The following is a 25,065-nucleotide window of genomic DNA, read 5'->3' as shown; positions in this document are numbered from 1 at the left end:
GCGCCTCTTTGCAGCAGGGCAAGGCCCAAAGAGGTCCGAACCCTAAGATTCAGGAAAAGGGCTGTTATGAACAGATTGTTAATACTGGTTCTTCTGGCCGGCGCAATGATCACTGCAGGATGCAGCGCTGTTAAGTACACAAATAGTCAATCTCCTTCCGCTCCTGCCTATGGGGAAGATTCTGCCTGGGTGGCCAGGCCGGACCGAATTGATCAGGCCGTGGATGTGTTTTATGTCTATCCCACCATCTACGTTGGAAAAGGCAACATGGATACGTCTGATCCGGACCTTCGCGCCAATGCCGCGGGGTTGCTCAAGGCCCAGGCCGGGGTATACAGTGAGTATGCCAATCTGTTTGCCCCGTTTTACCGTCAGCAGTCCGCAGCCTCCCAGAGCATGGAACCTAACAACGGCGGCCGGGACGCCTATGCCGATCCCCTGTTTCAAGTGGGATACGGCGATGTTGAACAGGCCTTTGACTATTACATCAAACATCTGAATCCGGACCGGCCGTTCATTCTTGCCGGCCACAGCCAGGGCTCCCAGGTGGTGATTGAACTGATGCGCAAACGCCTTGGCAACCCTGAACTGCACAAACGGCTGGTCGCGGCATATCCCATTGGGTACTCTGTAACAAAAAAGGATTTAGAAACATACCCGTGGATGAAGCTTGCCCAGGGCGAAACCGATACCGGCGTGATCATTACCTTCAACACCCAGGGCCCGAATGCGTTGGGATCGCCTGTACTGCTCACCGGGGCCGTGGCCATCAATCCTTTGAACTGGAAGACGGACGATACAAGGGCCGGCCGGGAAAACAACATTCAGGCCAGATTTTTCCATGACAGCACAGGGCGATTGATCGAGCAGATCCCTCAGTTTGCCGGGGCGTATATTGATCCCGGAACGGGGGCATTGATCGCAACAGACATTCAGACCCCAGAATCCAAAAGCATCGACCTTGTCAACATGGGTCGCTGGCCCAAAGAGGTCTATCACCGCTTTGATTACGCCTTCTGGTTCGACAATCTAAAAGAAAATGTCCAAAAGCGGATCAAAGCCTATCTGGCTGAATCACAAACGAAAAACGCGTCTTAACGCTGTCTCCACGGTTCGGCGCTCAGGATCAGTCTCTAAAAACATCTGAATTCGGAGAAACATTGTGGATATTCATCTCTTGCTGCATCTTTTCCATCCGGCAATGCGCCATGGTTTTTTGTCTGTTCTGCTGGCAGTTGTTTTGTTTATGCCCTGTGCCGCAGGGGCTGATTCCCTTGATTATCATAGCGAAACGTTATGGGAAATCCAGGATAACGGCAAAGGCGTGGATGTTTTTTATGTGTATCCCACGATCAGCTCCAACCCGACAGGGAATATGGATGTCAATGACCCGGATGAACGGGATCTGGTCAAAGGGTCAATCGCTGCCCAGGCGTCTGTGTTCAATGATTCCGCCAATATCTATGCCCCTTATTACCGGCAGCTCTCCCCCGTGGTGGCTGATCCGGACGCGCTGGTGACGGATTATGACGAATTCAAGCTGGGGGCCCGGGATGTGCAGGATGCGTTCCGGCATTATATATACAATCAGAATAACGGCAGGCCGTTTATGCTGGCCGGGCACAGTCAGGGGACAATGGCCTTGATCGAACTTGTCAAAAACGAATTTGCCGATGCCCCGGAATTACAAGGCCGTCTGGTTGCCGCCTACCTGATCGGTTACACCGTCACCCGGGATGATCTGGCAAAAGCAGGGCTTGAAGCGGCCCAGCGTGCGGATGATTTCGGGGTTGTCATCACCTACAATACCCAGTCCAGGGATGCCACGGGAAGCCCCATGCTGCTGGACGGGGCGCTGTGCATCAACCCTTTGACCTGGACAACCCAGGGATTGCCTGCCGATAAAAGCCTGAATGCCGGTGCGGTATTCATCAACGATGCAACAGGGACGTTTGAACGGGAAGAGGAACACTATGCCGGGGCCCAGGTGAACACGGAGACAGGGGCTTTGATGACAACGGAAGAACATCCTGAACTGAATCTGGATAAGTTTCCGGAAGGGATCTACCATCGTTACGACTACGCGGTCTGGTACCGAAATCTGGAAGCCAATATCCGTGACAGGATCGCTGCCTACCTGGATCCAAGCCTTGCCGGCAAGCCGTTTTCAGCTGTCTATCAAATGAATGATATCCGCATGCCTGCCTTTGCAACTCCCGACGGCAGCACCACGGATATGACGGCACTCAATGCTTACGGCCTGCTTGTCACGGATACCGAAGCCACAGGCACGGTATCCACGACCCGGGACATTGTGCTGGATTACGATAAAACCTATGTGGCCCCCTTAACCGCCACAGGTGTGAGCAGCGTCCGGCATGACGGCATCACCAATCCCAACCTGGCCATTCACAACAAAGGGGCCGTTTCCGTGAGCCTGCAAAATTACCACGCCACAGGTTCGGCAACTGCCTTCGGCATCCAGGCCGGCAGCGATGTCACCAACACCGGCCGCATGACAGTTGAGGCAAAAGGCACCACTGCCACAGCCTATGGCATCTATCTTGCCGGCGATGCCGACGTGGATGTCAGAGTCCCCATGGCCATCAGCGCCTCGGGCGTGTTTGGCAGTGAGGCATACCAAGTGTATGCCGCATCCGGTACCACAGCCATAAAAAATTTTGCCATGGATTTTGGCGCGGATCTTTCCCTTGGCGCCTACCAAAACACCCTTGGCGCGGATCAAGCCGGCGGTGCCGCCATTGCCTTTGATCCCGATGCCAAATTATACATCTACCCCACGGCCCAGTTTAAAAACGGCACTTATACCATTCCCACCCTTGTGGAAAACGGGGCGGATCATCAGAATTATTTCGCCGGGTCAGAACTGGTCTCCGTCGACCCGGACATTACCGCGGCCCTCACGGCCAATCCGGCGGCAGGCGCAGGCATGTCCGGCCAGGGTGTCACGGTCACTTATGCCCCCAAAACAGCCCCCACACAAGACACGCTGGCAACGCAACGGGTCATGGTGTCCAATGAGGCCGCCATTGTGGGCAACGCTCTGCGATCTGCCATGCTGGCGGGCCCCACGGAAACACCAGATGGCAGTGGTTTTGGAAACAGCACGGCGGATCAGCGTACAGATTCCCCCCTTGACAGACGGATTCTTCTGGCCAGTATAGATCCCCGGCTGCCGGCATTGCCGGAGGCGGTCCAGAACGCTGAAAAAGGGCAGGTTTTTATCATGCCCTATTATTCGAAAATTGACCAGGACCAGTTGAATGCGAACATCTATGGCTTTACCGGCGGATATAACCACTGGGTATCCAAAGATATGATTTTAGGGTTTCATGGCGGCTACAGCTATGGGGATATGGATTTTTCAAAAAACCGTACCGGCACCACCCAGATGGCCTCTGCCGGGGGACAGGGCATTTATCAATGCAGCTACGGCCTGATGCTTTCAGGTCAGGTGTCCTTATTCCACGGTTGGAACGACTATAAGGACCACAACCCCGTCAACGGAGGGGATGCAGACTATCGCACCTATGGGGCGGACATCAGCTCCGATGTGAGCCGCCTGTTTGTTCTGGACGACAACCACCGGATCGTGCCCCGTGCGGGGCTTTCTTATCTGTGGGCCCATGGCAACAGCTACACCATTGAGGGCAATTTGGCAGATGTCCATGTGGGCAGTACCCATGATCGTGACTTGTTTGCCACGGCAGGTCTGGACTGGTACGGCAATTGGGTTTGGGGAAACTGGGCCGTCATGCCCACGGCAGGCATCGGGATAAAGCAGGCACTAACCTCCGGCAGGACCACCACTGTCATGGGGCTTGGCAATGCCGTTGCCAGGGTTGAAGATCAAGTGGATGACACCACCGTGACGACCAACCTTGCCTTAGACCCAAAAAAAGCGTGATTTAAGTAGAAGAAATTAGCAAAAAAAGGTCGAAACGCCCGCCAATAAAGTGTATAATGATTTTGTCCAAAACAAAAACACAAAATTGGAAAGGCGTTTCGAGTGAGTATGAATATCAACAAAAAATTGGCAAAACGCAAGAAAAAAATCAGCAAAAAACTTAAAAAACGGAACTGGACCCAGCAACCGCATCCCATGTTCAAAGCGTCCAACATTCATTATGAATTTGATGGCCGACATCAGGGCATCTCCTATGGTGGGATCGGGTTGATCCATCTGCTTGCACAGAAGACCGGTTTGTTCAAAGAGATTGATAAGAATCTTGAACTTCTCAAGCGCCATTTGCCCTATCATGAATCGGATCATATTGCCAATATGGCCTATAACATCCTTGCCGGCGGGACCTGTCTGGAAGATATCGAGCTGTTGAGAAAAAATCCGGCCTGGCTTGACGCGTTGGGAGCCCAGATCATACCGGATCCAACAACAGCCGGAGATTTTCTCAGACGCTTCGAGGAACAGGATGTGCTTGATTTTATGTCGGCTAAAAATATCATCCGCAAAAAAATCTGGAAAAAACAACCAGAGTCATTCAAGAAGACTGCCATTATCAATGTTGACGGCACCATCAGCGAAACATACGGTGAATGCAAGCAGGGTATGGATATCTCATACAACGGCAAATGGGGGTATGCCCCTTTGATCATTTCCCTGGCCGGCACAAGAGAAGTGCTCTATGTGGTCAACCGCTCCGGAAATGCCCCTTCGCATCTGGATTCTGCCAAGTGGCTGGACAAAACCCTCGACCTTGTGTCTGGTTCGTTTGAAAAGATCTATATCAGGGGCGATACGGACTTCAGTCTTACCAGCAATTTTGACAAATGGGACAAACGCTGCCGGTTTGTTTTTGGCATGGATGCCAGAAACAATCTTGTGAAACTGGCCGGTCAGATTCCGGAATCTGAATGGGAATTCCTTCAGAAAAAACCACGGAAAATCAAGACACAGCCCCGCAGAAAACCAGAGAATGTAAAGGCTCAGGTGGTCGAAAGACGTAAATTTAAGAATCTTAAAACCGAATGTGAACATGTCTCTGAATTTGAATACAGACCTGGGAAGTGCCAAAATTCTTACAGAATGATCGTACTTCGCAAGACCATTAAAGTGCTGAAAGGGCAATGCCAGCTTTTTGATGATGTCCGCTATTTTTTTTATATCACCAATGATGACAAAAAATCTGTGGAGCAGCTGATTCAATTTTACCGCAACCGGGCAGACCATGAAAACGATATCGAACAGTTGAAAAACGGCGTATCTGCATTGAACAATCCGTCTGATTCCCTGATATCCAACTGGGCGTACATGGCCATAGCATCTTTGTCCTGGGATCTCAAGGCATGGTACGGTCTGCTGCTTCCATACCGGGCGCTGGGCAGAAGTATTGTTCGCATGGAATTCAAAAAATTTATCCATACTTTTATCCAGATTCCGTGCCTGATCATAAAATCCGGGAGAAAGATCACGTACAGGCTGGTGGGCTATAATGACCAGGTCAAACATATTTTCAAAATGTTCCATCGTATGAAGGATTTTGCATTTCCCTGATACAAAGCGCATGATCGGACAGCTGTCACAAATGGGTTGTGATGGGTGAGTCCAAACCCCGGAAAGACAAGATCAAGGATATTGGAAATGAAAACACACCACAATTTGAAATTTTATGGAGCCGGAGGAGAGGTGTGCGCTTTTGACAATAGTTGCCAGATGGAATTTTCTACTAAAATTGTTTTGCTAACCTAAGATATGAACTTTTTAAAACACGCTTGTTTTGGGCTTAGAACTCAGAAAAGACGAGGTGCACAGCTTTCGCGCCGGCTACACCGGCGCTTACGGCAATGAGGACCGCGCGTACAACTTTTTCCTGCAATGGCGGTACCATTTCTAATCCACCCTGAGACTGTGGGTCAGCGTGTCATCGCCCGCCTTCACCTGGCTGGGCTTGGAACTTGCCTTGACCTTTACACCTAAAGCTTGTAGGCTCACCTTTAAGACGTTCGGATTTTAAACAGAGGATAACATGCCAACTGTTTTAAAAATTAAAGGGTTAAGATTCCACTTGAGAAATATTATGAATACCACAAAATTTGAAAATGAGCCTTGCGCCATTCGTGCCTGGGCTGAAGGTAGAATGATTTACCTTGAATTAACAGATGGTCGTATCGTTAGCTTCCCTGCAGATCGTTTTAAGATTCTCAAAGCAGCTTCAGAAGTGGCGTTAAAAAAGGTGACTGTTGAGGTCAACGGCTATGCGCTTCGTTGGGAAGAACTAGACGAGGATTTGACTGTCGAAGGTGTCGTTTTGGGGAGATTCCAACTTCCTCTTCCAGAACAAGCTGCGTAGCATTTCTGAAAAAATAATTCTATGACTATTGAACACTCGATAACTGTTCATCCTTCAAATGAAAATTTCAAACAAGTGTCCCATGAAAAAAATGGTCGTTTTTCTCGGTATGGTTTTTTTCTGTCAATCACTTCTTTGTTGAATCAAATCAATGAAACCCGTCGCCCGGTGACTCCACCCGAAAAAAAAGCGGATCAATTCCTGTATGAGGAAAATGGAAGATGGCTGTAGACATTTACCGCAGATTACAGCAGTACCTGGTCCAAAAACGGAGGGTGATATGACCGGCCTGACCAAAGAAGATATTATCGCAAAGGCCTGCGAACTGGGGTTCGAAGATGTGGGGTTTACCACGGCCGATCCCTTTGACACCCATCTGGATTTTCTGAAAGACCGGCAGGATGAATACGGCTGGGCCGAGGCAACCGGGCTGAAGCTCATGGAGGGAACCGATCCGAAAACGGTCATGGCCCGTGCCCAAACCATCATTGTTCTCATGGAGGTCTACTTCAAAAAACGGTTTCCCCGGCAGATGGAGGGACATTTCGGCCGGTGCTACCTGGACGACGACCGGGTGACCAAGGACGGCCTGTCCAGGCGCATCAAGGCATTCCGGTCTTTTCTCTTAGACAGCGGGATTGACTCGAAAGTCCCCTATCACCTGCCCCACCGGGTGGCAGCGGCCCGGGCCGGCATGGGCACCTTTGGAAAAAACTGCCTGTTCTACTCCAATAAAGTGGCCAGGCAGGGGTCCTGGGTTCTGCCCATCGCAGTTGTGGTGGACCGGGCCTTTGACCCGGACATGCCCAGCGTTGAGATGGGGTGTCCGGACTGGTGCCGGAATGCCTGTATCACGGCCTGCCCCACCCAAGCCCTGAAGGGAAACGGCACCATTGATCCGAGAAAATGCATCTCCTTTCTGACCTATTTCGGACAGGGCCTGACCCCCAGGGAGCTTCGGGAGCCCATGGGCATTTACGTCTATGGATGCGACCGGTGCCAGAACGTCTGCCCCAGAAATGCCCCCTGGCTAGCTGCCGATCTGCCCGTCAATGAGCGGGTGGCTGCCAGAGAAAAGGATTTCAGGCTTTCTTCTCTGCTGAATATGGACGAATCCTGTTTTACGTCCAGAATATGGCCCCATATGTTTTACATGGGTCCGGACAGGCTGTGGCTGTGGCAGATGAATGTGGCCCGGGCCATGGGCAATACCCGGGATACGGGGTATACAAAGGATCTGATCCGATGTTTTAAAGAAAACAGAGATGACCGGGTGCGCGCCATGTGTGCCTGGGCTCTGGGACGGATCGGGGGCCAGCCGTCCCGGGCCGCTCTGGAGGGTTTTCTGCCCGGCGGCACGGCTATCCTTGAAGAGGAGATCCGATATGCTCTGGGCCTGGTATAATCTCCGTGAAGCCAGGCATCCCCAGGACACGATTCCAAAGAGATCGGGCCTGACCCGAACATCGTTCCAATACTATTTGCCGAAAATGGCAGCGCTGCCATTTTCGGCAAATGGGGTGTTCATGTTCATGCTGCAATCTGATCAGGTAATTTTATCAAATATGAAGAGCCTCTATTACAGCCTTAGGATTTTTTGAGGCAACATGTAGCAAGGCCTTTGCAGGCCCTTCTGGCTTTCTCCTGCCCTGCTCCCAATTTTGAAGCGTCCTTACGCTTACGCCTATCATCATAGCAAACTCTGATTGTGAAACATTCAAAGATTTTCGAATCATTTTAATTTCTGGAGCATCTATCTCAAAAATTCTACTTGGTTTCTTTTTTCCTTTTTTTATATCACCAGCTTCTTTTATGCTCGAAAGCAACATATCAAAATCTTCGTTTTTCATAATAAGTTATCCTTTATCGCTTTTTTCAGGATTTTGAGCTGTTTAGGCGTTAAATCTTCCTGTTCGTTTTTCTTGTACATGAATAGCATGTAAATCGTTTCTGGTTGATCGAAATAATAAATAACCCGCAAAGCACCTCTTTTGCCTTCGCCGGGTCGATTCCAGCGGACTTTTCGAAGCCCGCCACTTCCTTTGATTATTGACCCTGCATCAGGGTTCAGCATTAAAATGGATTGTAACTTTTGATAACCCTTATCAGGTAGAAGCTTCATGACTTGCTTGGTAAATATTGAAGTTTCAATGAATTCCATACACTTAAACTACGTCATTGACGTATTTTTGTCAAGCCAAAGATGGTTCCCAGGTGATAACAGTGAAATATTCAGACATTCAGGCAACCACAATATAAGGAAAGCCTGTAAAAAGCTTTTCCCAAAAAAAGACGGCATAGGTCGCATCGAATGTGTAAATGCCCCCGCTTCTTTGAGCTGTTTGTTGGCATTGCTGAACTCTTTGTAATGCTCCATGACAGCGCGGACTTCATCACGGATCTTTTTCATGGGGATGATCATGAGGTTCGGTTTCGTGGCCGGGATGCTCGTGGTCATGCACCCGGCCGTGGGCATGGTCATGGGTTTTTCGGCCCCCGGGGTGGGTGTGCACAAACCGATGAGGGTGATCATGCAGGTGCTCATGGGGATGGGCGTGCACGGTCCGGTCATGGCGGTGGGGATGATCATGGATGTGCAGGTGGAGATGGAGGTGCTCATGTTCATGCTGCAGTTTCCGGATGGCGGTGGTGGTGCGCTGCCGAAAGGAAAAAGAGAGGCCGTTGAGATTGCACAGTTTGTCGTCCTGCATGAAATCAAGGGTGGGCAGATCTCTAATGACCCGGCCCTGGTGCATCACCAGGGTGCGGTGGGTCAGTTTTTCAATGAAAAACAGGTCATGGCTCACCAGCAAAAGCGTTTTATCAAAGGTGTCCAGAATGGCCATGAGCTGTTCTTCGCCCCTTGGGTCCAGTCCGGCCGTGGGTTCATCCAGAATGAGCAGATCCGGGTCCATGGCAAGGACACAGCCCAAAGCCAGGCGTTTGCGCTCGCCGCCGGACAGGTGCAGGGGCACCCGGTTTTCAAATCCGGACAGCCCCACCCGGGCCAAGGCGTCTGCGGCCCGGTGCCGGCACTCATCTCTTGAAAGCCCCAGGCGGCGCAGGCCGAACATCATCTCTTCCTGGACACTGGCGCAGAACAGCTGATCGGCACAATCCTGAAATGCCAGCCCGACCCGTCGCCACAGATTCTTGTGCTGTTTTTTGGTCACCCGGGTTCCCTTGAAAAACAAATCCCCACTGCCTTTACGCAGTCCGCACAGGCAGGCCAGCAGGGTGGATTTTCCTGCCCCGTTCTCTCCCACAATGGCCGTTTTTTCCCCGTCATGGATATCCAGGGAAAAATCCTGGAGCCCGGGGGTGCCGTCCGGGTAGACATATTCATAGTTTTCCATACATACCAGGGGCGGATGAATGCAATGGGTCTCCTGGATTCCGGCGCACTCGCATGAAGGGGGGTGTCCGGGGCCGGTGCCATTTTCTTCATGATCCCGTGCCCCATTGGCATCCGGCACGTCACTGGCCGGGATGGTCAGGCGGAAGGAAAAATCCAGGCCATGGTCCCGCAGGGAATCCCGCCGGGAAACCAGTTCACGCAGGGTATATTTGTGGTGAATGCCGCCCTGGTGAAGCACCACGGCTTTTTCGCACAGTTCGTACAGAAAAATCAGGTCGTGGGAGATGCAGATCAGGGTGCCGGCAAACCCTTTGAGCAGATCCAGGAACACTGCCTCCTGTCCCGGGTCCAGGTTGGCCGTGGGTTCATCCAGAATCAGGACCTCGGGCTGCATGGCAAGGATACCGGCCAGGGCGGCCCGCTTTTTCTGGCCGAAACTCAGGTTATGGGGCTCTTTGTAGGCCAGATGCGCCAGATGGACCTGGTGCAGGGCGTGTTTGGCACACAGGGCCGCGGATTCCCGGGATTTTCCCTGGTTGCGCGGGCCGAATGCCACATCCTCCATGACCGTGTGCCCAAACAACTGGTCATCCGGATCCTGGAACAGCACACCCATGCCCAGACGGCTGTCTTCCAGGTGATCCCTTGTCAATGCCCTGCCCTTGAAACACACGGTTCCCTGAGCCGGTGCCAGCAGCCCGCTGAGCAGTTTGATCAATGTGGTCTTGCCGGACCCGTTTTGCCCCACCAGGGCCACACGGTCTCCAGAAAAAATATCCAGGTCCACCCCGGACAGGGCCTGGATACCATCGGGATAGGCATACCCCAGGTTGTGCACGCTGAAAACCGGCATATCCGCCATGAAGGTTCCTTTACCCTTTCAAATAATCAAAAAACACCAGTGCCGCGCCGGCGGCCACCCATATGCCGGTCTTCAGGATATCCTGCCACTGAATCCGCAGATCACAGGGAGAAGGGAACCGTCCATTGTACCCCCTGGCCTGCATGGCATCAAACACCCGTTCCGTGCGCTCAAAACTGCGGACAAACAGCATCCCCAGAAAATTGGCCAGAGCCCGCAAAGTGTCCATATCTGTTTTTTTTGCAAACCCTCTGGCCTGCATGCCGGCGGTCATACGCCGGGCTTCGTGGGTGAACACATGCAGGTACCGGTAACTGAGCAGCACCATCTGGCCGGCCATGTCCGGCACCCCGAGCCGGGACAGCCCGTACAGCGTCACTGGCAGCGGGGCCGTGGACAGCAGCGGTTCCATCAACAGGGCGATGGCCATTGCCTTGGCCGCAATGGTGGCGGCCAGGACCACCCCGCGCAGATTCACAACCAGCCAGTCCATGGACCCGAACACCACCAGGGTGTCACCGGGATGCACGGGCACGGTCAGGGGCATCACCACGAGCAGCATGCCCAGAAAACCGGTCAGGGCCACCACCCGCAGCATCACCTTGCGAAACCATACCTTTGAGATCAGGAGCACCACCAGGGAAAGTCCCAGGGCCGCCGCTGCCGCAGACAGATGGCGCAGCGAGGCAACGGCAAAACTGTAGGCCAGCAGGGTCACGATCTTGCAGCGCACATCCCAGCGGTGGATCACAGAGATCCCCTGACCGAAGCCTTCAGCCACGGGCGGGATGGACCAGTCCGGATCGTTTTCCGGAACCGTCCGGGTTCTGGCCCGGCGCTTGAGCCAGGGCAACACGCCGGCCGCCGTTGCCGCCGGTATCAATACCAGCAGGGGCAGGTACCACAGCGGCACGGATATGTAAGCCACATCAGTCATGAGCCGAGGCAGCCGTCTTGTGGAATAGGGGTTCCAGCAGGGCCGGCTGGACCCGGGCCAGGAACCCGATGGTAAACCCGCTCATCACCCCTTCGATCACAATCACGGGCACATGGGCGGCCAGAGCGATCTTGGCCACTCCAAAGAAATCCTCTCCCCCGGTCATCAGCATCAAGGCCAGGCCCACGGCAGCCATCACCGTTCCCATGGCACCGGCCACGGCCCCCACAATGGTTTGACGTTTTAGCGTGCTGCCCTTGAATGTCTGGAAAAACCAGCCGCAGATCATGGCCGGGATCCCCATCATCAGGGCATTGGCCCCCAGTGCGGTCAGCCCGCCGAACTGGAACAGCAGGCTTTGCAGCAGCAGGGCCAGGCCGATGGCCAGAAAAGCCGCCGGCCCCAGCAGGGCCCCGGCAAGCCCGGGCAGCAGCAAATGCGCACTGGTGGGACCAAAGGGAATGTGCACCAGAGACGCCACAAAAAAAGCCGATGTGACCACTGCCACTTTGGGCAAATCCCGGTTGTGAATACGGCGGGCGCTCCAGGCCGCCAGTCCGGCGCTGACGGCATATCCGCCGATGGTTACGGCCACTGGAAGCACCCCGTCGGAAATATGCATTATTGACGCCTCCGCCGGGCTGCGGCAAATGCGGCCATTCCGAACAATCCCACAATATATCCGATCCCGGCAAACACCTCTTTCATGCCCGGTTCATCCAGATCGGCCCGCAATGCAGCGATCTCCCGGTGAATTTGCCTGATATCATTGGCAAGTTCGCTGTTCTGGGCTTTCAACAGTGTGATCACTTCTCCGGAGCTGACATCCCGGGATTCCTGTGCCCGAACCAACCCGGGAATTCCTGCCAGAAACAAAAACACCAGTCCCATGGCAACCCCCTTTTGCAGACGCATCATTTTCCCGCCTCCACGTCGGCTTTTTTCAACTTAAATTTGTTTTTATGCCCCATCCCCGCATCGATCACGATGGTCAACGCATCGATTTTGGGGATATCAAAACTGAACATTCCCTGTGTGTCGGTCTTCCCTTCCAGAATCTGCCGGTTTTTGCTGTCATACACCAGCACCGTTCCTTTTTCCACGGCCCGGCCGTCAGGAAAATAACTTTCCGTGAAAACGGTTCCTCTTTCGACATAAGCGAACAGGTTCACCTTGTGGGCCAGGGCTGTGCCTGAAACCAGCAATACCCCAACCAGCACAGCAACCAGACAGTTGAAATGCTTCATCGTTCCTCCTCTGCTTATTTCATATCACGGGTATACACCCAGAAGACAGCCCCGATCTCCACGTCTTTTTCCAGCCCGTCACGGGTAAGGGTCCAGTCCGCTTTGTTGAGTGCGGAGAACCCCCACCACCCGGCTTTGGGCATGGCATAGCTGAACATCCCGTTTTCATCGGCTTTGACCACCTGGGTGACATAGGGATCTGCCGGAGGGACCACCACATGGGTATTTCCCGGGCTTTCATTCAAATATTCAATTTCCACTTCGGCAAAAGGCACGGGCGCACTTTTGACCCGCACCTGGTCGGTAAACAGATTACCCGTCCAGAGTCCATACGGCCGTGTAAACGGGATGATCTCGGTCTCCAGTCCCACAGGCTGATCCCATCCCTGTTCCAGGCCGAATGCGTTCACGCAGACTTTGGTGTAATGAACGATGAAAAGATCCTCAGCCGGTTCCCAATAGGGCGTGGGTTCGACATAAAAGGTGTGGTCACCGGGTCTGCGGATCTGATAGTCCGTGGTCCAGAAGGTGACCGCTTGATCCTGGTCCGGACTTTTCCCTTTGGCCGGCGCAAGCGTGTTGCGCAGATCCGTTTTCCGGCCGTTGTGCAGAACCCCGAACGCCTTGGGTCCGGCCATCTCCATATACTGCATTTCCATGGGATGGATGAACTTGACCTCAACCTTCAGGGTGTTGTCATCCGCCTGGGTGACGATGTCATCGGACGGGATAACCGCACCGAAATGGGCCCGGGCCGGATGGATGGTTGCCAGAATCAGAAACGCCGCCATCATTGAGGTTGCTGCTATCGTTCTTGGATGCATAAAAATATCTCCCTGGGGTTGCAGACAGTTAAAAAATATTCCAATTTACCACGCCCCCGGGTTTTAATTGTCCTCAAAACCGTCTGGACAAAAAAAGCCATGAAGGCCGCTTCTTTTTTTCCAAAAGAACAGACCTTCATGGCCGTTTTATATGATTTTCATGTCTTTGCCGCTGTCGGGCGGCTTGTGCTGTGCAGCAGGTCTGCGGCTTCAGCCGCAATTTAAGTAAAAAAGATGTATCAGCTCAGGCAGAAAAAAACAAGAATTTTCTGCCGGGACCGTCCTGGGCCCGGCGGGATCAGGCACCCGTATCCGCCCCGGGAATTTTCCCCTGATCAAACCAGTGCCGGGCCAGGTAGATGAACGGGGTATCCGCCACCCCCACCACCCACTTGAGCAGATACGTGGTCCAGAAAATCTGCACCAGCACGGCCGGGGGAAACACGCCCCAGAATGCCAGCACCGTGAACACGGTGGAGTCGATGAACTGGCTGACCATGGTGGAGGCGTTGTTGCGCAGCCAGATGCGCCGCAGGCCCGGAAACCGTCTGCGCCAGAAATCATAGGCCCACACATCATGCATCTGGGAAACCAGATACGCCAGCAGACTGGCCGCGGCAATCCGGGGCATGAACCCGAAAATATTTGCCAGGCTGTCCTGGGCAAAATCATCCGGGGCCGGGGTGAACCACAGGGCCAGGTTCATGAGCACGGTCATGGCCACCAGGGAAAACAGCCCGATGAACACGGCTTTTTTCGCCTGTTTTTTGCCGTAAATCTCAGACAGAATGTCCGTGACCAGAAAAGAAGAGGCATAGACAATATTGCCTAAGGTGGCCGTGATGCCGAACAGTTCCACCAGCTTGATCACCTGGATATTGGAAACAATGGCAGCCAGAGGGACCCAGGCATAAAGACCCGGGCGGCCGAATATTTTGTAGGAAAAAAGGATAAATCCAAAGTTGACGGCCAGCATGGCAAGCCAGAGCAGTTCGTTCAAGGAAAACCTCCAGTTTTGTTCAGGCGGGTGCTGTGACCGCCGAAAAATCAACAATGCTTCAACAGAAGGGTGAATTTATCAGTTTGCCGACATAAAAGCAACACCCTGTTTTCAAGCCGAAATCGTGAAAAAATCATCTCCCTACTTTTAATTCTGGTCAAAGTGTATTACATAAACCAACTTAATTAAAATTATGATGTAAACCCTGAATTTTTCGGAACCGATTCCGGGGAATTCAAACCAGAAGGTGGAGACAAGGATGGGGAAAAACAAAAAACAGGAAACATTGATGGATAAAGTGGTGTCTTTATCCAAACGCAGGGGGTTTGTATATCCGGGCTCAGAAATTTACGGGGGTCTGGCCAATGCCTGGGACTTCGGGCCGTTGGGTGTGGAACTGCTCAACAACCTCAAACAGGCCTGGTGGAAAAAATTTGTCATTGAAAGAACCGATATGGTGGGCCTGGATGCCGCCATTCTCATGAACCCGGAAACATGGGTGGCTTCCGGGCATGTGGGCAGTTTTGCCGATCCTTTGATGGACTGCAAGAAATGCAAATCCCGGGACCGGGCCGACAAACTGGTGGAAAAATGGCAGTTTGACAACCAGTCAGACCTGGCCCCGGCCAACTGGGCCGGTGAAAAAACCCCGCCCCAGGACATGCTGGATTTCATCAATGAAAAAAATATTGCCTGTCCCTATTGCGGGGCCCTGGACTGGACATTGCCCAAGGCCTTCAACCTGATGTTCAAAACCAAGCAGGGGGTTGTGGAAGGGGAAGGAAAAGACATCTATCTGCGGCCTGAGACGGCCCAGGGCATTTTTGTGAACTTTAAAAACGTGCTGACCACCTCCCGGAAAAAAGTGCCCTTTGGCATTGCCCAGATCGGCAAGGCGTTCAGAAACGAAATCACCCCGGGCAACTTTGTGTTCAGAACCCGGGAATTCGAGCAGATGGAGATCGAATTTTTCTGCAAACCCGGCACGGACCTGGAATGGCATGAATTTTGGAAAAACTTTGCCATGGACTGGTACAAAGGACTCAATGTCAATCCGGACAACCTGCGGCTCAGAGACCATGATGCGTCCGAGCTGTCCCACTACTCCAACGCCACGTCAGACATCGAATACCGGTATCCGTTCGGCTGGGGAGAGCTGTGCGGCATCGCGTCCCGGACCGATTACGATCTGAAACAGCATATGGAACATTCGGGCAAGGATTTGCAGTATTTTGACGAGGTGACCAAGGAAAAGTTCGTCCCCTTTGTCATCGAACCCTCTTTGGGGGTTCAGCGGTCCGCTTTGGTATTTTTGTGCGACGCCTATGAAGAACAGACCCTGGAGGATGGGGACACCCGGGTGGTACTGCACCTGCACAATCAGCTGGCGCCCGTCAAGATTGCGGTTTTGCCCCTGCAAAAGAAACTGGGAGACGAGGCCCAGAAGGTCTTCACCCTGCTGGTAAAGGAACTGGGCCTGAACATCGATTTCGACATGGTGGGCAGCATCGGCAAACGATACCGCCGCCACGATGAAGCCGGCACCCCCTATTGCGTGACCTTTGACTTTGATTCCCGGGAAGATGAGTCCGTCACCATCCGGGACCGGGACACCATGGACCAGATCCGCATGAAAATTGGCGAACTGCCGGCGTATTTCCGGGAAAAGTTCAAATATTAACACCCAAAAGGCCAAGCAAACTTTGGGCAGCACCATGTTCACGCTTGATGTGTCAGATGATTTTGCGTTTCCGGATATGTTCCGGATTCATATGCAGCCACAGATTCCTCCGGCCGTGGACATAAGGTCTGTTCTTGCGTCTGAATGGGAACGCTGCCGGGAAAAGTGTGCCATACATCCCGGAGACCGGATTGCCATCGGGGTGGGCAGCCGCAAAATTCCGGATCTGCCCCAGATTGTCACATGCGTGGTGAACCGGCTGAAACATGCGGGTGCCAAACCGTTTATCCTCCCTGCCATGGGCTCCCACGGGGGCGGCACGGCCCAAGGTCAGATTGCCATACTGGCCAAACAGGGGATTGTGGAGTCCGTGGTGGGTGCCCCTGTCAGGGCCACCATGGATGTGGTGGATTCAGGCCGGGTAAAGGGAATCCCTGTTTACATGGACCGGCTGGCCCATGAGGCGGACGGGCTGGTGCTCATCAACCGGGTCAAGCCGCACACCGACTTTACCGGACCGGTTGAAAGCGGGGTCATCAAGATGCTGGCCATCGGCCTGGGCAACCGGACAGGCGCAGACGGATATCACAAGGCTGCCGTGGAAAAAGGGTTCTCCCATGTGCTCATGGCCGTGGGCCGGCATCTGCTGGCCGCCACCCCGTTTTTGTTCGGCGTAGCCCTGGTGGAAAACCAGAACCAGGCCGTATGTGAGATTTGTCTGGGCACGGCCCGGGAGATGAAAGCGTTGGAACGACGTCTGTTGAAAACCGCCCGCACCTGCCTGCCCAGACTGCCTCTGGATGCCATTGATCTGCTGATCGTGGACGAGATGGGCAAGGATATCAGCGGCGCCGGCCTGGACCCCAACGTTATCGGCGGCAAAGGCACCTGTGTCTGGAGCGATGACCGGCCCGTGCCGGATATCACCCGAATCTTTGTCCGGGATCTGAGTGTCGCCACCAAAGGCAACGCCATGGGCCTGGGCAGGCTGGATGTGGCCACTGAAAAACTGGTGAACAAAATCGATATGCAGACCACGGCCGTCAATGCCATCACGGCCTGCTGCCCGGAAGACTGCAAGATCCCGTTGACCCTGGCAACGGAAAAACAGGCCGTGGCAGCGGCATTGCAGACCCTGCGGTCCTATACCCTGGATGACCTGAAAGTGGTTCATATCAGAAACACCCGGGATCTGGGCCGGATGATGGTATCAAAAGGGTGCCTGCCCGATCTGGCCGGCAGAAAAGATATCTGCGTGGTTTCCACTGGATCGCCCATGACGTTTGATCAAACCGGACACCTGGCTGATGCCCTGTGATCCGTGAACATACTATTTAAAGGAAACGGATATGCCCGAATTTGATGTGACATCGTTTGCCAGGGAACATGTGGCCCGGATGGCGCCCTATGTCCCGGGAAAACCCATTCTGGAAGTACGGCAGGAATACGGCCTGGACAAGGTGGTCAAGCTGTCTTCCAATGAATGTCCTTTTGAACTGCCGGCCGCACTGGGCGAAGCGGTGGCAGAGGCCGTCACGGGGTCCAACCGGTATCCGGATGCCCTGTGCCGGCAGTTGCGGGCCCGGGTGGCGGCCCGGCTGAAAATCAGTGAAACCCACCTGATTTTCTGCAACGGGGCCGAAGAAGGAATCCGGCTCATTGCCCAGGTTTTTTTGAACCAGGGGGAAAAAGCCGTGATTCCCACCCCGATTTTCGATGCCTACAGCACGGCCACCCTGCTCATGGGAGGACAGCCCGTGAAGCTGCCCCTGAAAGGCCACCGCATCGATCTGGATGCCGTGCTCTCCTTTTGTAAACAGGAAAAAGATATCAAGCTGGTCTGGCTGTGCTCGCCCTCCAATCCCACGGGTGATATTCTGACAAAAAAGGAAATGGACGGATTTCTGACACAGCTGCCCCCGCACATCATGGTGGTGCTGGACGAGGCTTACAGGGAATTTGTCACCGATGATCAGGCGGTCTGCACCGAAGATTACCTAGAAAAGGATCCCCGGGTGATCGGGCTGAGAACCTTTTCCAAAGCCTATGGCCTGGCCGGGCTGAGGATCGGGTACATTGTGGCCCATCCCCGGGTGATTGCGCTGGTAAACAATGTCAAACTGCCCTTTAACGTGAATTCCGCGGCCATGGCTGCGGCCGGGTACATGCTTGAGGAGAGGGATTTTGCAGAAAAACATGTGGCTTTGGCCGTGTCCGAGCGGACATTCATGCGGGAACAACTGTGCCGCCGGGGCCTGGAAGTGCCGGAATCCCAGGCCAATTTTTTATTTGTAAAACTGCCGGACAACACCCGGCTGGACGGCACTGCCCTGTTTCACCGGTTGCTTCCCAAAGGGTTTGTGGTCCGGCCGGGCACAGCTTTCGGTGTGCCCGGATACTTTAGGATGTCTTTGGGCACCCGGGAGGATAACCTTGAATTTTTACAGGAATTTGACAGGGCCATGCCCTGAAATTTAACCAACACACAAGTTAAGGAGAGAAAGAAAATGAAAGTTGTAACTTCTGTTTTATGCGGGATCCTGATGCTGGGACTGGCCACGGTGGCCGGTGCCGATGACACCCTTGTGGTGGGAACGTCCGCAGATTATCCGCCCTATGAATACACGGATGACAAAGGCGAGTTCGTGGGATTTGACATGGATCTGATCCGGGCCGTGGGTGAAAAAATGGGCAAAAAAGTCAAAATTGTGGACATGGGGTTTGACACCCTCATCGCCGGGCTCCAGAACAAAAAAATCGATGCCGTGATCGCTGCCATGCAGGCCAGTGAGGAGCGTAAGCAGAAAGTGGATTTTTCCATCACCTATCATGAGATCAAGGATGCGATTCTGGCAAAAGCGGATTCAGACATCGAACTGACCTCGATAAACGAGATCGTTGATTACAAAGTGGCTTCCCAGACCGGCACCATCCAGGAGAAATGGATCCAGGACAACCTGATCAAAACCGGTAAACTGCCCGAGGAAAACTATTTTTCCTATGAACGGGTGGACAATGCGGCCATGGATATCAAGGCCGGCCGGGTGGACGTGCTGCACATCATTGCAGACCCGGCCATTTCCCTGGCGGAAAAAAACGATCTCAAGATCGCTTTGATCACCACGGAAGCCGTGTCTGCCGGCCAGAGCATTGCCGTGACCAAGGGGAATACGGAACTGCTGGATGCCATCAACAAAGCCATTGAAGAGCTCAAGGCGGACGGCACTTTGCAGGCATTAATGGATAAATACAAACTGCTGTAAGATAAACGCATGACACCATTTTTCACCATGCTGCAGTTTCTGCTGCCGGGCCTGGGCGTCACCGTCTCGGTCACGCTCATCGCCCTGGGCCTGGGCGGATGTATCGGTGCCCTGATGGCCGTGTTCCGGGTATATGGCAACCCTGTGGTCAAAGGCCTGGCAGTTTCCTACAGCATCGTGGTGCGGGCCGTGCCCGTGGTGGTGATCATCTTTATTCTGTTTTTTGTGATTTCCGCGTTCATCGACCTGTCCCCGTTCATGTCCGGAGCCATTGCCTTAGGGTTTGCCAGCGGGGCATACCAGACCGAAATTTTCAGAGGCGCGATTCTATCCGTGCCCCGGGGACAGATGACGGCGGCCCGGGGCATCGGCATGTCCCGGGCCAAAGCCATCCGGTGCATTATCCTGCCCCAGGCGTTCCGGGTGTCCATTCCTTCACTGATCAACGAAGTGACCCTGGTGCTGAAAGATTCCTCTCTCGTATTTGTCATCGGCGTGCCGGAACTGATGCGAAGAGCCCAGTATGCCAGTGCCAGCACCATGGAGCCGCTGCTGGCATTCGGCACGGCAGCCTGTTTTTACATCCTTTTGACCCTGACATTGAGCAAGTTGCTGGAAGCGGTTGAAAAACGGTTTGCCGTCCAATTTTAATTCTTCCCCGGGAGCCTGGAAAATGATCCGACCTGTTTTGAAAATCGAAAACCTGCACAAATCCTTTGGTGCCACCCCCGTGGTCAGGGATGTCAGTTTTGATGTCAACCCGTCTGAAGTCATTGTGATCATCGGCAGCAGCGGCACGGGAAAAAGCACCCTGCTCCAGTGCCTGAACCTGCTGCACAGGCCCACATCCGGCCGCATCTTTCTGGAAGATCAGGAAATCACGGCTTCCGGTATGAACGAAGATACGGTCCGCCGCCAGATGGGCATGGTGTTCCAGGAGTTCAACCTGTTCAACCATCTCACCGTGCTGGGCAACGTGACCATCGGCATGACCAAAGTGCTGGGCATGCCGGCAAAGGATGCGGAAAAAAAAGCCATGACCGAACTGTCCCGGGTGGGCATGGCGGATCACCGGCACAAATACCCATCCCAGCTGTCCGGGGGGCAGAAGCAGCGGGTGGGCATTGCCAGAGCTCTGGGCATGGACCCCAAAGTCATGCTGTTTGACGAACCCACCTCGGCCCTGGACCCGGAACTCACGGGTGAGGTGCTGGCTGTGATGCAGAAACTGGCGGCTGAAGGCATGACCATGATTATTGTGTCCCATGAAATGGGATTTGCCAGGGAAGCGGCGGACCGGGTCATTTTCATGGAAAACGGCCGGATCGAGGAACAGGGACCGCCAGACCGGCTGTTCACCCGTCCCGAATCCGAACGCACCCAAAAATTTTTATCCATCATCACCACGGGAAAAGCGGAACCACCCTCCGGGAACCTGGAACCAGACACCCCATGAAGGAATTTATCGCATATGCCGTCATGGCCCTGCCGGAACTGATGCAGGGAACCGTGGTCACCCTTCATTTGACTGCCGGGGCTCTGGCCATCGGCCTGGCCATCGGGTTACCCCTGGCTTTGCTGCGGGTATATGGCCCGAAACTGATCCAGCCCGTCTGCTCAGCATATCTGACGGTATTCAGAGGCACGCCCCTGCTGGTGCAGCTGTTTGTGGTATATTACGGACTGCCCGAAGTCGGGCTGTCCTTTTCCCGCATGGCTGCCGCCTTTATCACCCTGGGGTGCAACTCCGGGGCGTATCAGTGTGAATATTTCAGAGGCGCCATCCAGGCGGTGTCCAAAGGACAGATGCAGGCGGCCCGGGGCATCGGCATGAGCCAGTTCCAGGGGATCCGGCATATCATTTTACCCCAGGCCCTGCGCCTGGTGATCCCGGCCTGGTCCAATGAACTCATCGCCATGGTGAAATATACGGCCATCGTGTTTCTCATTGCCGTCCCGGATCTCATGAACAAAGCCAAAATCCTGTCCAGCCAGAATTTTACCCCCATCCAGACCTATGTGCTGGTGGCCCTGATCTACCTGGTGCTGGTGGGCATACTGAGCCTGATTCTGCACGGCATCCAGAAAAAACTGGCGGTCCCGGGGCTGGATTCCGGCGTGGAAGGACGGTGATGGCGACTGAATCATGACCGCCTTTTCAAACACTTCAAAAACATCAAACCAGATGCGGCAGGATCTTACAGCCCTGCTGGGACCGGACCAGTGCCTGTTCGCCCTGGAAGACCGGTGGACCTATGCTTTTGACGCCGGCGGAGACCGGGCCGTGCCTCTGGCCGTGGTGTTCGCCCATACTCCGGACGATGTCTGCAACGTGATGCAATATGCTGCGGCCCGGCGGATTCCCGTGGTGCCCAGAGGCGCCGGGTCCGGCCTCACGGGCGGGGCCGTGCCCGCCATGGGCGGCATTGTCCTGGTGCTGGAACGAATGAACCGGATTCTGGAGATCGATACGGATAACCTGTGCGCCACCGTGGAAACCGGGGTGATCACGGGCACTCTCCAGAAGGCTGTGGAAAAAAAAGGGCTGTTTTATCCGCCGGATCCGGCCAGTGCCGGTTTCTCCACCATCGGCGGCAATATCGCAGAAAATGCCGGAGGCATGAGGGCCGCCAAGTACGGGGTCACCAAGCAGTATGTCCTGGGCCTGGAGGTGGTGCTTCCGGACGGACGGCGGGTCACGCTGGGATCCAAATGCATCAAGGATGTGGTGGGATATTCCATGACCGAACTGTTTGTGGGATCGGAAGGCACCTTAGGGGTGATCACCCAAGCCATTGTGCGGCTGGTGCCTTTGCCCAAAACCATCAAAACCCTGGCCGTGAGTTTTCCGGACATCCAGGCCGCCGGCCAGGTGGTGCCCATGCTGCTCAAAACCGGGGTAACGCCCTGCACCCTGGAATTCATTGACCGGTTCTGCCTTCAAGCGGTCCGAAAAACCGGCCTGTCTGATCCTGTGGCATCGCTGATCTCTCCGGACACCGGGGCCATGCTGCTCATCGAACTGGACGGGGATGAAGATGCCGTGGCAAAGGAGGCGGCAACGGTCCGGCAGATATGCGGTCAGTGCGGAGCCACCGGGATTCATTCTGCCCGGAATCCGGCTGAGCGGGAACAGCTCTGGGAGGTCCGCCGCAGCATCCACGGGGCCCTGGCAGGACTTTGCACCCACTGGCTGGAAGAGGACATTGCCGTGCCCCCGGCCTCCATCCCGGACATGCTGGAAAAACTGGCGGCCCTGGCACTCAAACAAAACTTGCGGATTCTGTCTTTCGGGCATTTTGCCGACGGCAATATCCATTTGAGTGTCTCAGAAGCAGCAGGTCCTTTGTCCCCCCAACGGGCCGGGGAAGTCACACATCAGATATTTTCCCTGACAAAAGTCCTGGGCGGGCGGATTGCCGCTGAACACGGCATCGGCCTGGCCAAAAAAGAATACTTAAGCGTCAACCTGGATGACGACACCCTGGACCTGGCCCTGCAATTAAAAAAGATGCTGGATCCCAGCGGCATTCTCAATCCCGGCAAAATTTTTCCCACCCATGATCACCAGCCTGGAAACCCTGATGCAGCGAATGGTGTTTACCCGCCGGGAATCATATGAATTCATTCACCGTTGAATATCTGAGATGGGCAACTGGGTTGAATGCTTTATTTCCTTTAATGAAAAGCTTGTTTTAACTGACGTCACACCGGGTAGTCTCCGAATAACGTTTCTCGATAATTTTTCATAAGATTCCAGGCTTCTGGTAACAATTTGAAGCAAATAATCCGACTCGCCTGAAATGTTGTGGCAGAAAAGGACCTCGGGGATATCCTGAACCGCCTGTTCAAAGTCTATCACAGAGTCATCTCTGTGTATCGAGAAACTGATCTGTACAAAGGCGACCACACCAAACCCCAAACGCCTGCGGTCCAGATGGGCATGGTATCCTTTGATAAACCCGTTTTCTTCCAGGCGTTTCTGGCGGCGCCAGCAGGGACTTTCGCTTAAATTAAGCCGGCCTGCCAGTGTGACGTTGGATGCCCGCCCATCTTTTTGCAGCAAATCAAGCATGGTGCCGTCTGTCTGATCAAGGTGTACGTCAGTAGGCAAAATATTTCTCCTGATTGATATAATTTAAAAGAATCTTCTAATTATTACCCTGATTCCGGGGATAAAAGCAAGGACATTTCACGGGATAACTGGTACGTTTAAGTACAATAATTTAAACATTTCAATATTTATCCATATCCTTCAAAGGAGGTTATGATGACAACTTACAACCCCGAAAAGGCGCTGCTCAATGCCCGCAGGGAATTCGGAGAACACGGCGGCGTTGTGCCATCCATTTCAAGATCCGCCACGTTTACGGTCATGCATCCGGGGACGATGCCGGAAATTTTCAACGGCCTGAAAGGGCCTGAACAGGGCGGGTGCTTCCTGTACAGTCGTCATTTCAATCCCACTGTCGATGTCCTGGCCCGATACCTTGCGGCCATGGAAGGAACGGAAGCGGCTGTCTGTACAGCCAGCGGCATGTCTGCCATTTCCTGTACCATTCTCCAGACATGTTACAGCGGAGATCACATCGTGGCCAGTGAAACGATTTACGGCGGGACCCATGCCCTGTTTGAATCCCTGCTTCCCCAGATGAATATCAAGACGACCTTTGTTGATATCACGGATATTGAAGCGGTAAAGGCCGCCGTCACTGAAAAAACAAAAGTGATCTATACGGAGACCATGGGGAATCCGACTCTCAAGATTGCCGATATCCCTGCCCTTGCGGAAATTGCCCGCAAACAAGGCAGCAAACTGGTCGTAGACAATACCTTTTCTCCATTGATTTTCAGTCCCAAAATTTTAGGTGCTGATATCGTTGTCTATTCGTTGACCAAATATATCAATGGGGCAAGTGATCTGATTGCAGGCGCTGTATGCGCGGACAAATCTTTTATTCATGAATTGATGGATCTGCACACGGGAAGGGTCATGCTGCTCGGGCCGACCATGGATCCCCGGGTGGCCTTTGATGTGATGCAGCGGATCCCCCATCTGCCCATCCGGATGCGCGAACACAGCAGAAGAGGCGCCGCCATGGCTAAAATGCTCAAAGAGATGGGGATCCGGGTTGTCTATCCGGGACTGCCGGATCACCCTCAATATGAAAAGGCGAAAGCGCTGGCCAATGAAGGATACGGCCTGGGCGGTATCCTGGCCCTGGACTGCGGAACCAGGGAAAAGGCGGAAAAACTCATGGACGTGCTTCAGAACCAAGAGTCTTTTGGCATGATCGCCGTTTCTTTAGGCTATTTTGATACCCTGATCAGCTGTTCCGGCTCCTCCACATCGTCTGAAATCAAGATGGAAGATCAGCAGAAAATGGGACTGTCCTCCGGACTTCTCAGGATTGCTTTAGGATTTACAGGAGATCTCGATACCCGCATGGCGCAGATGGAACGGGCCGTCAAAAAAGTGTTGGGCGTTTAACAAAAAAAGGACCCCATGATTGCCGTCAGGTTTCTCGGACGGGGTCGGGGTCCTGGATACCCCCTTGCCCGGC

At 53.8% G+C, this 25,065-nt stretch carries 25 protein-coding genes; 14 read left to right on the top strand and 11 right to left on the bottom strand.

The annotated features are described in order from the left end of the window. Positions 1–66 precede the first annotated feature (66 nt). The 5 genes from K365_RS0102470 to K365_RS0102450 all read left to right on the top strand — a co-directional run bounded on the left by K365_RS0102470 (position 67) and on the right by K365_RS0102450 (position 7,734). Positions 67–1,098, top strand: a complete 1,032-nt coding sequence (locus K365_RS0102470) for a DUF3089 domain-containing protein (RefSeq protein WP_024333363.1) — start codon at positions 67–69, stop codon at positions 1,096–1,098. A gap of 64 nt (positions 1,099–1,162) precedes the next feature. Next, positions 1,163–3,928 carry a DUF3089 domain-containing protein gene (locus tag K365_RS27065; protein ID WP_024333362.1) on the top strand — a complete coding sequence of 922 codons (2,766 nt, stop codon included), beginning with the start codon at positions 1,163–1,165 and terminating at the stop codon, positions 3,926–3,928. 108 nt (positions 3,929–4,036) lie between these two features. Next, a complete protein-coding gene (locus K365_RS0102460; RefSeq protein ID WP_024333361.1) occupies positions 4,037–5,533 on the top strand; it encodes an IS1380 family transposase in 1,497 nt (498 codons plus the stop codon). Positions 5,534–6,005: 472 nt separating this feature from the next. After that, on the top strand, positions 6,006–6,329 hold the full coding sequence (locus K365_RS0102455; protein ID WP_211221099.1) for a DUF2442 domain-containing protein: 324 nt from the start codon (positions 6,006–6,008) through the stop codon (positions 6,327–6,329). Between the two features lie 280 nt (positions 6,330–6,609). Beyond that, positions 6,610–7,734, top strand: coding sequence for an epoxyqueuosine reductase (locus K365_RS0102450; protein ID WP_006964258.1), 1,125 nt, complete (start codon positions 6,610–6,612; stop codon positions 7,732–7,734). A gap of 154 nt (positions 7,735–7,888) precedes the next feature. Here the strand turns inward: K365_RS0102450 and nadS are convergent, their stop codons facing one another. The 10 genes from nadS to K365_RS0102395 all read right to left on the bottom strand — a co-directional run bounded on the left by nadS (position 7,889) and on the right by K365_RS0102395 (position 14,557). Further along, positions 7,889–8,179, bottom strand: coding sequence for a NadS family protein (gene nadS, locus K365_RS0102445; protein WP_024333359.1), 291 nt, complete (start codon positions 8,177–8,179; stop codon positions 7,889–7,891). Further along, entirely contained in the window at positions 8,176–8,490 is a 315-nt protein-coding gene (locus K365_RS0102440; RefSeq protein ID WP_024333358.1) for a type II toxin-antitoxin system RelE/ParE family toxin, read from the bottom strand. Before K365_RS0102440 ends, nadS begins: the two co-directional genes overlap by 4 nt. A gap of 9 nt (positions 8,491–8,499) precedes the next feature. After that, complete coding sequence (locus K365_RS0102435; protein WP_024333357.1) at positions 8,500–8,739, bottom strand: hypothetical protein; 240 nt, start codon at positions 8,737–8,739, stop codon at positions 8,500–8,502. After that, the gene (locus K365_RS0102430) at positions 8,723–10,549 is read right to left on the bottom strand and encodes an ABC transporter ATP-binding protein (RefSeq protein ID WP_024333356.1); all 1,827 of its coding nucleotides are present in this window, start codon (positions 10,547–10,549) and stop codon (positions 8,723–8,725) included. Before K365_RS0102430 ends, K365_RS0102435 begins: the two co-directional genes overlap by 17 nt. Before the next feature lie 10 nt (positions 10,550–10,559). Beyond that, positions 10,560–11,486 (bottom strand): cobalt ECF transporter T component CbiQ, encoded by a 927-nt coding sequence (gene cbiQ, locus K365_RS0102425; protein ID WP_024333355.1) that lies wholly within the window; start codon positions 11,484–11,486, stop codon positions 10,560–10,562. Beyond that, positions 11,479–12,108, bottom strand: coding sequence for a cobalt transporter CbiM (cbiM, locus tag K365_RS0102420; RefSeq protein WP_024333354.1), 630 nt, complete (start codon positions 12,106–12,108; stop codon positions 11,479–11,481). The genes cbiQ and cbiM overlap by 8 nt, the downstream gene beginning before the upstream one ends. Further along, positions 12,108–12,404, bottom strand: a complete 297-nt coding sequence (locus tag K365_RS0102415; RefSeq protein WP_024333353.1) for an HI_1622 family ECF transport-associated protein — start codon at positions 12,402–12,404, stop codon at positions 12,108–12,110. The genes cbiM and K365_RS0102415 overlap by 1 nt, the downstream gene beginning before the upstream one ends. Continuing rightward, a complete protein-coding gene (locus K365_RS0102410) occupies positions 12,401–12,733 on the bottom strand; it encodes a hypothetical protein (protein ID WP_024333352.1) in 333 nt (110 codons plus the stop codon). The genes K365_RS0102415 and K365_RS0102410 overlap by 4 nt, the downstream gene beginning before the upstream one ends. A gap of 14 nt (positions 12,734–12,747) precedes the next feature. Continuing rightward, positions 12,748–13,557 (bottom strand): DUF4198 domain-containing protein, encoded by an 810-nt coding sequence (locus tag K365_RS0102405; protein ID WP_024333351.1) that lies wholly within the window; start codon positions 13,555–13,557, stop codon positions 12,748–12,750. 298 nt (positions 13,558–13,855) lie between these two features. Beyond that, a complete protein-coding gene (locus K365_RS0102395) occupies positions 13,856–14,557 on the bottom strand; it encodes a queuosine precursor transporter (protein WP_024333349.1) in 702 nt (233 codons plus the stop codon). A 259-nt stretch (positions 14,558–14,816) separates the two neighbouring features. Between K365_RS0102395 and K365_RS0102390 the strand changes: the two genes are divergently transcribed. Genes K365_RS0102390 through K365_RS0102355 form a run of 8 tightly spaced genes read left to right on the top strand, consistent with a single transcriptional unit; the run spans position 14,817 to position 23,123 of the window. Beyond that, positions 14,817–16,238, top strand: coding sequence for a glycine--tRNA ligase (locus K365_RS0102390; protein ID WP_024333348.1), 1,422 nt, complete (start codon positions 14,817–14,819; stop codon positions 16,236–16,238). 34 nt (positions 16,239–16,272) lie between these two features. After that, positions 16,273–17,556, top strand: a complete 1,284-nt coding sequence (locus tag K365_RS0102385) for a nickel pincer cofactor-dependent isomerase, group 22 (RefSeq protein WP_024333347.1) — start codon at positions 16,273–16,275, stop codon at positions 17,554–17,556. Positions 17,557–17,587: 31 nt separating this feature from the next. After that, on the top strand, positions 17,588–18,709 hold the full coding sequence (hisC, locus tag K365_RS0102380) for a histidinol-phosphate transaminase (RefSeq protein WP_024333346.1): 1,122 nt from the start codon (positions 17,588–17,590) through the stop codon (positions 18,707–18,709). 36 nt (positions 18,710–18,745) lie between these two features. Continuing rightward, on the top strand, positions 18,746–19,501 hold the full coding sequence (locus tag K365_RS0102375) for a transporter substrate-binding domain-containing protein (RefSeq protein ID WP_006964275.1): 756 nt from the start codon (positions 18,746–18,748) through the stop codon (positions 19,499–19,501). Between the two features lie 9 nt (positions 19,502–19,510). Continuing rightward, complete coding sequence (locus K365_RS0102370) at positions 19,511–20,152, top strand: amino acid ABC transporter permease (RefSeq protein ID WP_029724883.1); 642 nt, start codon at positions 19,511–19,513, stop codon at positions 20,150–20,152. A 22-nt stretch (positions 20,153–20,174) separates the two neighbouring features. Continuing rightward, positions 20,175–20,957, top strand: a complete 783-nt coding sequence (locus K365_RS0102365; RefSeq protein ID WP_006964277.1) for an amino acid ABC transporter ATP-binding protein — start codon at positions 20,175–20,177, stop codon at positions 20,955–20,957. Then, positions 20,954–21,634, top strand: a complete 681-nt coding sequence (locus K365_RS0102360) for an amino acid ABC transporter permease (RefSeq protein ID WP_024333345.1) — start codon at positions 20,954–20,956, stop codon at positions 21,632–21,634. The genes K365_RS0102365 and K365_RS0102360 overlap by 4 nt, the downstream gene beginning before the upstream one ends. 13 nt (positions 21,635–21,647) lie before the next feature. After that, positions 21,648–23,123 carry an FAD-binding oxidoreductase gene (locus tag K365_RS0102355; RefSeq protein ID WP_024333344.1) on the top strand — a complete coding sequence of 492 codons (1,476 nt, stop codon included), beginning with the start codon at positions 21,648–21,650 and terminating at the stop codon, positions 23,121–23,123. 6 nt (positions 23,124–23,129) lie between these two features. On the opposite strand, the gene K365_RS0102350 is transcribed toward K365_RS0102355, so the two are convergent. Then, entirely contained in the window at positions 23,130–23,615 is a 486-nt protein-coding gene (locus K365_RS0102350) for an Lrp/AsnC family transcriptional regulator (RefSeq protein ID WP_006964280.1), read from the bottom strand. Positions 23,616–23,768: 153 nt separating this feature from the next. Here K365_RS0102350 and K365_RS0102345 point away from each other — a divergent pair, with 153 nt between their 5' ends. Further along, a complete protein-coding gene (locus K365_RS0102345; protein ID WP_245569126.1) occupies positions 23,769–24,992 on the top strand; it encodes an aminotransferase class I/II-fold pyridoxal phosphate-dependent enzyme in 1,224 nt (407 codons plus the stop codon). Positions 24,993–25,065 lie beyond the last annotated feature (73 nt).

It is taken from the genome of Desulfotignum balticum DSM 7044 (assembly GCF_000421285.1).
GTDB classification, from domain to species: domain Bacteria; phylum Desulfobacterota; class Desulfobacteria; order Desulfobacterales; family Desulfobacteraceae; genus Desulfotignum; species Desulfotignum balticum.
Note: the sequence above shows the minus strand (reverse complement) of the source record. Positions and strands in the feature narration are given on the sequence as shown.